Raw genomic sequence first — 13763 nt, 5'->3', positions numbered from 1 at the left:
TTCTCGAAATATGTCGGTTCATGCATCGACGCGTTCGAAGAGACGATCTTCGACACGGAGGAGTTCTCGCTCGATAGATTCGGCGAGCGTCGCGTCGTCGATCCAGAGGCCGAACTCGACGTTGTCCCGCTCGGCGCTCCAGGAGAAGTTCGCACTGGTCGTTATGAGGAAACGGTGGTCGACGATGACGAACTTCGCGTGGTTGCGCACGTAGCGGCCGTCGAATTCGCGGGTGCGCATAACAACGCCGCCACGCAGGCGGGCAGCTACCTCCTCGGCCGACGGCGACCGTGCGGCCCGGTTGTCGATGTAGACACGCAGCTCAATCTCGGGACGTCGCGCCGCCGCGGCCAGGGCGTCCCATAAGGCTGAGCTGCGCTGAAAATTGAAGGTCGAGCAGGTGACGGCTTGGCGAGCGCCTTCGACAAGGTGGGAGATGGAACTGGTGAGCCGCCCCGCCTGGGCGAGGGTGCCGGGCATGGTCCACAGCGGATCGAGCGCTGTCGAGAGCGACCGCGAGCCCTCGATGGCCCGCAGGATCGGCACGACGCCACCGGCAAGCTGCTCCAGAAGAGGGCGGATAGACAAGCGCAGTCCGGGTGGGACCGCGCGCAGGGCCATGGTGATTGTCTCACCGTGGACCAGCCGGTCGGCGAGCTCGCGTGCCTGGCGCCCCGAAAGCAGACGGCCCAGCTCTGCCGCCGCGCCTCCATCAGCTGACATGATCGAAGAAACCAAGGCCCTCACCACAGGACAGGTCGACGAGAAAACGCCTGTCGAGGAACCGGTTGGCTCGCTCGCACGAAGTTTCCGACGCCATCGCGCAGCAATGGCAGGCCGCACCGTGTAGGAAATCTTCGTTGTCGCGAGGTGTGCGGTTGGCGCAGATCGGGTCCGAGGAGCAGCGCTCGGCCCGGTAGAGCGCGCCGTTGACGAGCTCGGCGAGCCGTTCAGGCTGGCTGAGCTGGACGAGGCCGCCGAGCGTGCCGTCGCTGTCGGACGCCGTCGTGCAGATAAGCAGACCGGCCGATGGCGGCCGGCCCTCGGCCGCTGGCCAGGCATAGAGCCGCTCGCTCAGGCTGGCCGCGCCGTACCCGCAGGTCATTGCCGCCTCGCGGATGATGACGTGCGCGAGGGTGTGCACCAGCCAGTAGCGCGGCGGCTTGAGGCGCGAATCCGGTTCGACGCTCTTCGCCGTCTCTGAGAACCGCCGCCAGAAGTTGCGCCGGTTCGCGTCGCGGTGCGCCGCCCACAGGCATGACTTCAGGACGTGGCCCTCCCAGTCAGCGACGGCCGCCTCGTCGAGCTGGAGGAAGATGCCCTCGCCGCGATCTTCGGTGGCGACGGTCCATTTGGGGCGCTTGCGGGTGAGGGGAACGAGCCGCGACGGCAGGTCGCCCGCGCGGTCCATGTCGTCCACGCGAGTGAAGCCCACGAGGGCGTTGACCTTCCTGAGCTTCTCGACGGCGAGAACTCGGGTGATCTTCTTGGGCAGGTGGGCGTCCCGGTCGCGCCAGGAGAGCACCAAGCCGCTTGCCTCGTCGCGATGCCCTGGGCCAAGCGGATCTTTTTGGAGATAAATCCACTCCGGAACGAGCAGGTCAACCGGATCCCAGTCACGCAGCCGTTCGGCCTGCTCCTCAACCGTAACAACGGGCTGCGCGGCGGCCACGAGCAGGGCGTCCAATTCGTCATCGGAGGCGCCGGACAGGTCGATACCCTGACTCCCCAGCAGGCGGCGAAGCGCCGATTTGGGCCATGTGGCGGCGTCAGCGAGATCTTCTCCGAGTGCGGTCCTGACGTCGTCGGCTCGGCTCGTAGCCTGCTCGTCCTTCGTCTCCGGCATCACGATGATCGACTGAGTGGCAGGGAACCAGAGGTTGGAGGCGCCCACCAGCATCAACCGCGTCTCCAGGCCGCACTCGTTGTCCTCGAACGCATCCAGATGGGGGTGGCGCCCCCGGCAACCGGGAAGTTTACGCCGATCGTTCTGGGCCTCGTTCATGGGACGGCGAGCCTGGCAGGCGGCGCATTGGATCGTGGCAGAGGCACCCTTGCCGGCCGTCCGGTCGGTCATCTTAAGTACCGGCCGTTCGGCTTCCGGGCATGCCTGCCAGTGATGCACCCAATGGTCGTAGGGGAACTCGTCGAGGTGCCCCTGCTCGCAAACGAGCAGGTAACGAGCGGGTACGGCCGGCCGCCTACTCTTCTTGCCGCCGGTCTGCTTCTGCCGTTTCTCGCCTCTGCGCCCTGGGCAGCCGACATGCTCGAAGATCGCCAAGTCGGGTCGGAACGGGTGGGTGTTGGTGTATTCGAACTGGGCGAGCCCACCGAGCATGTCGCAGCCGGTACAGCGCATCCACTGAGGGAAGATCCGCGATGGAACCCCGAGGTCGTCTCCCTCGGCCGAGCGGTTCGATCGCTTGGGTTGCCAAGGATGCGGGCGGAGCTGCACGTCTGTCGCGCCGAGCATCATCCGGACGACTTCGCGCAGCCGGGGCGCCTTGATCTCGGGTACGCCATCGCGGCGTGCCCAGATGCGCTCCCAGTCGTCCAGGCCAGCTGGCATCACGGTGAAGTTCGGCAGGTCCATGATCGAGCCTGGGCCGTAGGTGTAGAGCAGCGAGGACGGGCGCGCCGATCCCACCTTTGCCCTGTTCTTCTTGATGCCCTCATCGTTGAGCCGCTCCACCTCGCCGAGCGGATCGAGCGCCTGGGCGGGATCATGGATGAATCGATCGTCGTGCATCAGATCATCTCCGGGAGCTGCCACTGCGGTGTCCCAGGCGGCTCATGGTGTCTCAGATTCTCTTCGATCGGGCTGACCAGCAGGTTGATCTCCGGCTGGACCTCGCGCATGGAGTTGGCCACGACGAAGGGGGCCGCATCTCGGCTGTTGGCAAGCGCCTTGGCGTTCTCCGCGCCAATCATGAGTGGCGCGTACTGCCCGTGGTCGGAGACTTTCTCGTAGACCAGTACCTTGCGGTTGGACACCACCGATGAGCGGCGGGCACGCCACTGGTCCAGCCGGTATCCCAGCCGACGCCGGACCGTCTCCGCTGCGGTGGCGTCCGCGGTGGCCTGCGCCGCCCAGGCGCATCGTTCGGCGAGCGCGTCGACGAGTTCTTCGGCAAATTGATCGAACTGCTTGATCCGGTCGGCGCCTTCTTCTGATGAGAGCCCGTCGCGTACTGGCGCATGAAGTACCCGAGCGGCGCTGACCAGCACGCCGTCGAGACCGCGTTCAATAGAGGTGATCGAGAAGGGTGTCACTGACAAGGCCTCGACCTGCGCGTAGAACGTCTCGTGATAGTGGCGGAACTGCTCGAAATGCGCCAGATCCCTGGGCCGCGCCCAGTTGCTGAGCGCGAGGACGAGCCCTGGTTTGCCTTCGCTCCGGCCTACTCGGGAAGAAGCTTGGATGTATTCCGCAGTATTCTTCGGCTGGCCGACCACGAGCATCAGCCCAAGCCGTCCAACGTCCACGCCGACCTGCAGCATTGACGTCGCGTTCACAGCGTCGAACGGCAGGAGCGCACGCTGAGGCAGACTCTCGCCAGCCTCGCGACGCTTGGCACGGTCGGCCCGCCCCTGGGACGAGTCGTAAGCCGGGTCGAACTCGACGCCCATCTGATCCAGCGTGCCGGTGATGTCGGAACTGGAGACCCGGGCGGTGAGTTCGGCGATATGCAACCTTCCGAAGTCGGTGCCGGTCCTACGCGGCAGTGCCGACCAGGGCCGTCCCTTGGACAGGGCGGTTTGCACGTCGTCGCCGAGGTACCGCGTCATGCCCGCCAGCTCGCGCGTGGCGCTGAAGTAGCTGACTAGCGTCATGTATGGATCCGCGGTCCTGCCTGACCGATCCAACAGCAGCTGACCTGCAGCCATGAGGACTTCAGCGACTCGAATCTCAGCGGTGGTGAGCCGTACGCCTGTCGTGCTCAGCCCCACATACAGACGCCCCGGCTTGTCCCTGGTGACGTCGGCTTCCTTGGAGAAAAACGTCGATCCGGCATCCAGCACTCGAGGCGGGAATATGGACATGTCGCGCCCGTACAGGGCGCGGACCTGGTCGGCGGCATTGCGCGCAGTAGCGGTAGAAGCGACGATCAGTGGCCGGACACGGCGACCGTCGGCTGTCCGCCAACTAGCCATGACGTCGATGGCGGTCTCGAAGAGCCCGACTGTTGTGCCGAGTGAGCCGGTGATGAGGTGCAGCTCGTCCTGGATGATCAGATCTGGGGGCCGGAGCCGTGGCACGTGCCGCTTGCCCGCCGCGGGCAGGCCCTGCTTAGCCGGGTGCTTGCTGCCATCCTGGATGGTGCACCCGGGGTAGTCAGGGTGGACGAAGCCGTGCCGATCACACCGCTGCGAGACGTAGCCGAATAGCGATGCCGCCTCACCCTCACGGGCGAGCCGGGCGAACTTGTCGACCGTGGCGATGAGGAACGCCGGCGCCAGCCGGTAGATCTCCTCGTCGGTGGTGAGGACCGGTAGTCCCTCCTCCACCTCGCCGCCCTCTGCGAACGGACATTCGGCGAACTCATCACCGCAGTAAACGAAGACTCGGCGCCTGTCGTCGTTGGGCGCCTTGACGTTGCCGACTCCAATCTTGGTGCCGCACCACGGACAGCGCTGTGTCTGCAGCACGGTGAGCCGCCTGCGGCCCTTGGCGGCCTTCTCGATCTCGTTGCGCGCCTCCGAGACCCGCTTGGGGGTGACGTCCGTCCCCACCCACAGGCCGATGCGGAACGGCTCCTGACCCCACGTCGCTGGGTCGGCCCGGCGGGTGAGCTCGGCCGCACACACCAGCGCTGCCGCCCGCTGGAACTGTTGGGAGGTCAGCAGCCGCAGCGTGTACCGCATCAGTACGGTCACTCCTGCGCCGCCATCTAACGTCGCGACCAGGCCCTGGCGTCGGCGGATCGCGAACGCGTACGCGGCCAGGCCCAGGTAGGCCTCGGTCTTGCCGCCACCGGTGGGAAAGAACAACAGCTCCGCCTTGGCCACAGAGCCGTCACCGCCGCGCCTCGTGTGCGCCGGATCGGTGAGCGCGGGCAACTGCATAAGAATGAATGCGATTTGGAACATGCGCCACGAGTGCGGGAACTTCCCGTTCAGTACCTGCTCGTGCGCCTCGTCAACAGTGAGGTTCTCATTCGCCCCGCGTCTGGCCGCAACCTGGGTGCGGACCCGCTGATCGGCCATCACGTCGTTCATGAACGCGAAGCAACGCTGTACCTCCGGGTCGCCCACGAGGAGCTTCAACCCCTCGGTGAGCTGTCGGTGGACGAAACGGGCCTCGTCCACCGCCTCCTGCCCTACCAGGAGCAGATGCGCGGGGAGAGCCTGAACTCGGCCATCCTGCTCATCGAGCCAGGCCGCGTATCTGTCCACGATCGGGCTGAGCCCCTCCCGGAGTTCCTCCGGACTCGCCTGTGCGAGCTTGCGCATGTCGAGCAGCGCGCCCTCGATCAGCTCCGCATCGACTGGTGGCGTCTCGCTCATCGGCAGCCACGTCGTCCACACACGGCTTGCCCGCCGCCCGCCTACGGACACCTCCCAGTCAGCCGAGCAGGTACGGCCGTGCGCGAATTCCAGCCGGTCGCGGTACTGCAACTGCAGGCGGCGCAGCTCGTCGTTGCGCTCCAACCACGCATCCGCCTCCAGCACGTCGTTAACTGGCAGGAAGACCTCGGCGCCGTCCGCATGCACCTCGATTTTCGTCTGGTAGAGCCAGGCGTTGACGGGGATCCGTGTTTCCGCTTCGCTGTCGTTGCAGAGCGCGATCTCGATGATCACCCGGTCGCGCGCGGTGTCGTCGAACCGGTCGACCCTGAGCACCACTTTGTCCTTGAGCGAATACGTCTCCGTCTGGCCATGCCGTAGATCGGCTACCTTGATCTTTTGTGTGATCTCGACAGGAGTGCGCTGGTAGCGGCGATGCAATCGCGCGTCCTTGGCCTCCTCTTTCAGCGTTTCGTAGACGCCCCACGAAGCGACGACCGTGAACGCCTCGAGCTCGGCCGGGATCTGGCAGCGCAGCCCCATGGATGCAGGGATCACTAGTCCCCGGCGCTGCGGGTCGTCCTCGACGCCGGTGTCCTCATCCGCGGTGGCTGTGGTGTCGTCGACCGCGGTGAGCGGCACGCCCCGGTCGGCGTGAGCATCCTCCGCGTCGCCCACGTCGGTGAGCTGCTCGCCGGTGTCCGCATCCAACGGACCCTGCGCCTGCGAAGAGCTCGCCTTGGGTGCGAGCCGGACCGGCGCAATCCGTCCCACCAGGTAAGCGACGTCGGGCGGGGCATCGAGGATCTCGTGCGGACCGTTGGTCGGGCCCAGAAGCTCCCGCTTCAGAATGTCGGCGAGGTTGGCCCTGTCTGTCCAGGAGGTTCCGTCAGGTTCGTGTTTAAGCTGGTACGGCCTGCGCTCCGGCCTGGAGGGAGCACCAGAGCCGTCGGCGGCTTGGCCATTTGGCGTTCCCGGGGTGGTCACGCGTCGTCTCCCTCGTCCGTCTCATCCTCATCAGCGGGGATCGGGACCGCACCCTGCAGGGCGGCGCGGCGCAGGTTCTCCTCCAGCAGCCTATCGAGGATCTCCACCCGAGCCTCTGGAGACACGGTCCAGCGGATCATCTGCCGGTAGGTATGGAAGCCATGATCGAGCGGCAGCTCACCCCACCCGTACTCGTCCATGACGGCCCGGTCCAGCTCGACGTGAATCTCCCGCATCCGCGCCACGTCGGGGTCACTTGCATCGGAAACCTCCTGATCGTTGACCAGGTTGTAGAGCTTGGTGAGCCCGAACTGGCGCCGCAACATGATCTCCCGCCGCTCGTTGTCCAGTGCCCGACCCACTTCCTCCAGTCGCTCATTCGGCTCTGGCCGAGGGAATGTCTCGAAGACTCTTGATGGCGTGTACGTCGGGTCGACACGCATGGTAGTTCCGTACATGATCGCCCACATCTGGTGCGCGCTCGATGAAAGCACAGCTTGATCGACGAACGAATTCGTCGCGAATACCACTAGCTTTTCGTGAAAGACCTGGCCGTTGGGCACTCGCATTGGCATCACTGTCTTACTGACGCGTGCGATAACCAACACCTCATCGAGGCCGCCGATGGCCTTCCGCATCGCCGGGCGCGAACGCAAAAATAACCACCAGGGAGCACCGCTGACGGCCTTCGGCTTCCTTGCCCGCTCCGGCTTCACCTGTGCGAGCACACGCTCAAACGGCAGGCTGTAGCGGCGAGCACAGATCTCACAGCGGTCGTTGAAGTCGATGACCCAGCGGGGAGCCGAGGCGTCTGGGCGCGAGTTAAGGTCCTCACCCCCGAGATAGGGGAAAAGCACCTCGGCGTTCGCCGGATCAGCCTCGATCCAGGCGGCCGCCTCGTCGGGCTCCAGCACGAAACCCATGCCTAGGACGATGCAGCCTTGAAAGGAGATCCCGACGTTCTCCACCAGCCGGGCCGGTGTGCCGTCAATCCGTCCGGCCGGTTCCAGCAGCGTCGAGATCCGCCTAACCTCGATGTCATCGGCAACCCGAGGCAGCGTATCCGGGATGTACTCCTTCGTCCCCCACACCGCGGCGTACTCCAGGTTGGCCGTGAACACCGGCCAACTGCGGCTCTGGATCGACCGCGTGATGGTGAACCCCTCATCCACCATCCGATCGAGACCGACCTGTCGGGTGCCCCCTTGCGCCAGGGTATTCGTGGCGATGAGGCCGAGATTGCCTTTGGCCGTCAGTAGCATCATGGCGCGGAGGAAGAAGTAGGCAACCAGATCGGCGCTGCCTTTGGTCCCACCGGCGAGCACGTTGACGAACCAGTCGCGGACGTTGGTCCCCATGCTTCCGGTGAGCTTCTGTCCTCCCAGGAACGGCGGATTGCCGATGATGGCGTCGAAGCCACCGCGGGTCATGACGTCCGGGACCGCAATGCTCCAATGCAGCGGCTTCCAGCGCTCATAGTCGGTGGAGACGGTCGGGGTAAGCCCAGCAGCGAGGATCGACTCCAGCCTGGTCCGGTCCGGTTCTTCGTCGGGGCCGGGATGGGCGAGTTCGAGAGCGAGGCGCAGGTTCTCGTACGCCTCGCGGAGCTGCTTTCCGGGTTTCCCGCCGATTCGGAGCCCGGCGGCGATGATGCCGTCGGCTATGTCGGTGAGCTGGGCGACGAGCTCCTTGTAGTTGCTCAACTGGCGGTTTTTGGCGGCGGCGGAGCGTTGCGGATCGCGGTCGTCGACCTCGGTGGCGAGCTGCTGCCGCAGCCGCGCTGCCTTAGCCAGGATCTCGTCAACGTCGATCTCGAACAGGGTCGCCGGGGGCTCCGCCGAGGGGTCGATGTTGCGGGCCTTCAGCTGCCGCGCGTCGGTGACTCCCAGCAGCGAGTTGCCGAGCAGGACCTTGTCATCGACGAAGGAGAACGGAAGTTTGGGGTCCAAGGAGACCAGCCACAGCGACAACTTGCACATCTCCACGGCCATCGCGTTGATGTCCGCGCCGTACAGGCAGGTCGCGACGACCGTGCGCAAGGCGTGGACGCGCAGCTCGTGCGGTGTGCCGGTGGCGACGTCCGCCTGACGCCAAGCTTCCATGAGCCGTTCGGCGAGGTAGCGGGCTGCGGCGACGAGGAAGGCGCCCGAACCACAGGCGATGTCGGCGACCTTGAGATCGAGGATCCGCTCGGGCGAGATGAGACGCCACTTGCCGGAGTCGGGTTCGGTGTGCGGTCCCGGCTCGTAGACGAGCGGTTCCAGCGCGTGCCGTACGACCTGCTCGGCCAGGGAACGCGGCGTGTAGTGAGCGCCCGCGCTCGCCCGCGACGGCGTCTCAATCACGAGCACACCGCCTGGCTGCACTACGTTCGGCCGGCCGCGCAGGTCGCGTCGGATCAGCCCGAGGAAGGGGCGGAGCCGTTCGCGCAACTCTTCGTCGTTGGTGACGGCGCGCAGGGCACGCTCGGCATCCTCGGGGACGGCGGCGCGGGCCTTGATCAGGATGGCCTCGCTCGGCGGCTTGGCAGCGGGCTGGTCCTCTCTGGCCCAGGCGACAAGGGCCTTGGCGAAGGATTTCGCGTCAGTCCGGGCAAGCGCGAGCCGTTCGAGGACCGTCAGGGGGACCTCGGGTTCCTCTCCGGTGTGCAGGATGTGCCCGGTGGCCGGGTCGATCCTGCCGGAGCCGATGAGGCCGACAGTGACCTCGTCTACGGCAGCGGCGGAGTAGCCCAGGAGCCCCTCGTAGATGTAGCCGATCTGCTCCACGTCGATGTCGCGAAAGGAGATCCGGCGCCCTCCCTCGCCTCTGATCTGCGCGACCTGGACGGCGCGGAGGACTTCCACCATGACCCGGTCGCTGACCGTGATGGCGAGGGTGTGCTGCTCAGTGCGAGCCAGCAGAAAGGGGAAGCGGGCCGGGTCGAACAGCGAGCCGCCATAGGCGGGCAGGCGCAGGTCCTCGAAGGTCGCGCCCTGGTAGAGGGTCTGGGAGGTGGCCAGCAGCCGATGCCAGGTGAGCGAGGTCGCGTCCAGCGCCTCTGCGCCCTCGTCCCGCAGCCGGGCGTCCAGCTCGTCGAGCCGGTCAGCGATGCCGTACCCCTCGGTGAAGACACGGCCGTCCGGGAGCAACCCCCGTTCCTCGGCGAAGAGCAGGAAGACGACGCGCATCATGATGGTGACGGCGGCCTCGTAGACCTTGGCTGGATCGTCGGGCAAAGGGTCGAGGCGACCGCGTCTGCGGGCGTCGATGGCGGACTCAGAGAAGGCCTGGACGAGGAGTTCGACGGCGCGGCGCACCTGGGTGCCGAGCGCCTCGGTGATCGCCTCGGCGGCCGTCACCGACTCGGTGAACAGGGCCGGCAGCCTGTCGGCCGCCTTGCCGCCCGCTAACCGGATGGGCGAGAGCAGTTCGAAGAAAGCGTCGCGGACTTGCGGTTCCTCGATCCACGTCTGCGCGTCGATCATGCCGGAAGCGGCCAGGCCTGCGTTGGGCGCGGAGACGAGTGCCCACCAGCGGCCGTCGGTGACGACCCCGATACCCACGCCGACCTTGCGGAGCAGCTCTTCCATCCGGTCGATCGGGCTGGTTGCCCAGCCGTCGTCCAGCGATTCGCGTAGCGTCTGAACCGGGTCTGTCACCAGCACGAGCGCGAAGCTCTCGCCGCCGCGGACGAACGCGCCGGTGGGCCGGACGGTGACGCGGTGGTCGGGCGAGCGGACCTCGACGCCGTGCGCGCCTGGCCGGTAATTGTCCTTCCAGCGCAGGACGTCGCGCAGAACGGTCTCCACCCAGAAGTCGCGCGCGTCGCGGTAAAGCGCGAGCGCGGCCTCATCATCCGGCCTGCTGTCCTGCTTCTCCCACGCCTGCTCGAAGCCGGGCCTGGCGTCCCGCAGCGTATCGAGTACGGTCCAAGAGGCGGGGGGCATGCCCTGTGGCCAAACGCGGCGCAGCGGCGGAATGGCGAGGAACGGCCCTTCGGTGTCGACCAGAGTGAGCCAGGACCGGTGCAGCCAGTTCGAGTTGGACGGGTTCATGCGAGCTCTCCGTCTGCGTCGGCCGGAGTGAGGACGAAGACGACTGCGGCGGCGGCGACGTGCGGACGGATATCGGCGTACCGCTCCTCGATCGCGGCGATCTCCCGCGCCTCCTCCTCGCCCAGGCTATCGAGCCGATCCTCCATCGTGCGTAGGTCCCGGCGGCGTTGAGCCTGCTGGTCGTCGACGTAGAGCATGCTCTCCTCCTGCTCGCGGATCTCATCGGCGAGCCTGTCCCTGGACTCGTGCAGGTTGCGGCGGAACGCTGCGAAAATCTCCTTGGCGCGGGCGACGTCGGCCTCGCGGCGGGTCGACAGCGACGCGGTGACCTCTGCCTGCCTTCGCTCCGCCCTACGCTCCATCGAGTGCAGCAACTTGGCGCGCAAGGCGGAGCCGGGCACGTTCCACTGCTCCGTCAGCCAGCGCCGCGCTGGATCAGGGGCAAGGGCGAGCCCGCCGCGGTCGAGAGCCTCGTCCAGCAGATGTTCCACCTTCTCCTCTGCCATCGCCTGGCCACGCAGCCGCGCCCCGGTCAAGAAGACCTCCTCATGCAACCGCAACCCGCCCCTACCGACCAGAACGAGCCGGGAGACTGCCAGCACACACGACTGCGGCAGATCATCAATGACGATTGCGGTCACCCGGCGCACCGGGGCATCGGCGCTGAACAGGGACGATCGCAGGGTACGGGCGGCGCGCTGCATCAGCGCATGACCGAGATGGATGTGCACGAGGTCGCTGCGCCCCCTGGCCGCCTCCTCATCGAACGTGATCGGCCGCAGAACGCCGGGATCAAGGCGAGTATCCAGGCCACGCACGGCCTGCTGCCAGCCGGGAGCCAGCGCGTCGGGCACCTCGAAGATCTCAGCATCGGGCCGCTCGTCCAGCAGGCTCGCGTCGGCTCTGGGGTCGGCGATCCGCTTGAGTGGCGGCTGATGGCTAAGGTCGAGCGCGGTGTCCACCACCCGTCGCATGTTGGCAGGCGTGAGGTGCATCTCCTTCTTGCGCTCGCCGTACGTCCGCGACAGTTCTGTGAGCCGGCGGTTGAGCTCGACGCCACCAGCTAGCACCTCCCTGATGATGGCACTGCCCTCATCGAGGGCCTTGCGGCGCGGCCTGCGGCCGGTCGGGCTGAAGCGTTCTTGGATGTCGGCGTCGATGACGTTGTTCATCGAGCCGAGGTCTTCGGCGGCGCGGCCCACCTTCATGGCGATCCGCCGCATGAAGTCGAAATCGGCCGCGTAGGTGCTGGAGTCTGCACTCGGGGCGAGCTGATAGATCAGCGGAGTCCTGGTCTGGCCGTAGCGGTCGATCCGGCCAATCCGCTGCTCGAGCCGCGAGGGGTTGAATGGAATGTCGAAGTTGACCAGCCGGTGACAGTAGGTCTGCAGGTCGATGCCTTCGCCCGCCGAGTCGGTGGCAAGCAAGACCCGTACCTTCTCGGCCGCTGGCTCCGCATTGAAGCGGGCGCGGATCGTCTCCCGATCCTCCTTCGGAGTCGAGCCGCGGATCACCGACAGGCGTCCGCCCGCGTAGCCGCGCTGCTCCAGTACTCCCTGGATCCAGGCGAGCGTCTGGGCGTATTCGGTGAAGACGACCACCCGCTCGTTGGACCAGCGGGTACCGTCGGGTCGGCAAGTTGCGTCCAGGAAGTCGATGAGCGCCTGGAGCCGGGAGTCGGGGCGGTGCTCGTATCCCAGGCCCCATGTGATCAAATCGTCAATCTCGCCGGGATTGGCGATCAACGGGTGGTCCTTCTTGGACCGACGCAGCGCGGTGAATTCCGGGTGGTCGGCCTCACCCTCCTCCTCATCGGACTGGCCGCTGCCCAGGGTCTCCTGGATGTAGGCGTCCTCGTCCTCAACCTGCTGGGCGCCCGCTGTCGACGCCTGAGTGTACTGCTCCAGGGTGCGCGCGAAGGCGTACGGGCTGGACAGGAAGCGCTTCTTCAGGAGCATGCCCACGATGTCGCCCGACCCCGACTGTCTGGTGGCCCTGGCGGTATCGCGGATGATTCGCCCAAGAATCTCGAACTGCCGCTGCTCCTCCGGCCCCGCCGTGAAGAGGAGCTTCCTGAACTCGCGCGGCACGAAGTCCTTGTCCGTCAGCTGCGTCTTGAGCCGACGCACCGTCACCTGACGCAGCGCCTGTGTGTCGATGATCGCGCCTCGGCTGAACCGGCGGTCGTCAATCATCTCCAGCAACGCGGTGAATGACTCGGTGTAGCCGTTGTGCGGCGTCGCCGATAAGAAGAGCCGGTGCTCGCACCTCTCGGCAAGCGCCCGGACAGCGCGGGTGCGCTGGCTATCGACCGCGTACCCACGCCCGCCGCTGGCGATAGTGGGACTGGGCGGCGCGACGTGGTGAGCCTCGTCGACCACGAGCACGTCGAAGGCGAAACGGCGGGCGCTGCCTGGCTGTCCGGTCTCGCCGTACACATCGCGCAGCAGCCGCTGCGCGCGCAACGACGGCAACCATGCCATCGACACGATCACCCTCGGGTAGAGACGGAACGGATTGGCAGCCAAGCCGTGGGTGCGGCGAACCTTTGCCAGGAGCGCGCTGTCGACGATGGTGAACTCCAGGCCGAACTTCTCTCGCATCTCGTCCTGCCATTTGAGCATGAGGCTCGGCGGGCAGACGATCACGACCGATCGGGCCCGGTGGCGCAGGAGCAGTTCCTCGACCACGAGCCCGGCTTCGATCGTCTTGCCCAGGCCGACGTCATCGGCAAGCAGCAGGTTGGTACGCGACGATCGAAGCGCGCGGTCCAGCGGCTCCATCTGGTACGCCTCAACGTTCGCACCGCTGCGAAAGGGGGCCTGGTAGGAGTTGGCGTCGGCGGAGGTGACGGCGCCCCAGCGGACCGCGTCAACGAAGGCGGCCAGCGTGTCGGGATCGTCGAAGTCGTCCGGGTTGACCGTCTCCGGCAGCCCCTGGTCAGGCGCCACGGTGTGGCCGACCTCAAGCTCCCAGACCACGGCGAGCTCTTGTCCGAGCCGGTCTTCTTCCAGCGATTGCAGCTCGACGACATGCGTCAGCCCCGGCACACTTTCGTCCGCGGGACTGCGCGACAGGCCCTGAGCCCGCACGTAGGCAACCGCCCACGCCGAGCCGCGCACGTTGACCACCTGGCCGGGCTCTGGCACGGTCGGCATGTCGGTCATCGACGTCATCCTTTGATCTCCCTGACTCCCCTGGCACAGCCATATAAGCGGATCTCTTGCGTCA

Annotated in this window: 5 protein-coding genes; all 5 read right to left on the bottom strand. The window is 66.5% G+C overall.

The window, feature by feature from the left end:
* Positions 1–18: 18 nt before the first annotated feature.
* From drmC to drmD, 5 genes are read right to left on the bottom strand one after another with little or no spacing between them, the layout of a single operon-like run.
* A complete protein-coding gene (drmC, locus tag QSK26_RS18865; RefSeq protein ID WP_285776474.1) occupies positions 19–738 on the bottom strand; it encodes a DISARM system phospholipase D-like protein DrmC in 720 nt (239 codons plus the stop codon).
* The gene (drmB, locus tag QSK26_RS18860; protein WP_285776473.1) at positions 713–2749 is read right to left on the bottom strand and encodes an MrfA Zn-binding domain-containing protein; all 2037 of its coding nucleotides are present in this window, start codon (positions 2747–2749) and stop codon (positions 713–715) included. The genes drmC and drmB overlap by 26 nt, the downstream gene beginning before the upstream one ends.
* A complete protein-coding gene (gene drmA, locus QSK26_RS18855; RefSeq protein WP_285776472.1) occupies positions 2749–6495 on the bottom strand; it encodes a DISARM system helicase DrmA in 3747 nt (1248 codons plus the stop codon). Before drmA ends, drmB begins: the two co-directional genes overlap by 1 nt.
* The gene (locus QSK26_RS18850; protein WP_285776471.1) at positions 6492–10532 is read right to left on the bottom strand and encodes an Eco57I restriction-modification methylase domain-containing protein; all 4041 of its coding nucleotides are present in this window, start codon (positions 10530–10532) and stop codon (positions 6492–6494) included. Before QSK26_RS18850 ends, drmA begins: the two co-directional genes overlap by 4 nt.
* Positions 10529–13699 (bottom strand): DISARM system SNF2-like helicase DrmD, encoded by a 3171-nt coding sequence (gene drmD / locus QSK26_RS18845; RefSeq protein ID WP_285776470.1) that lies wholly within the window; start codon positions 13697–13699, stop codon positions 10529–10531. The genes QSK26_RS18850 and drmD overlap by 4 nt, the downstream gene beginning before the upstream one ends.
* Positions 13700–13763: the final 64 nt, after the last annotated feature.

Origin of the sequence: Microtetraspora sp. NBRC 13810, from assembly GCF_030268685.1 — a bacterium.
Classification (GTDB): domain Bacteria; phylum Actinomycetota; class Actinomycetes; order Streptosporangiales; family Streptosporangiaceae; genus BSRQ01.
The sequence above is the reverse complement of the archived record's forward strand: the minus strand, read 5'-3'. Positions and strand labels throughout refer to the sequence as shown.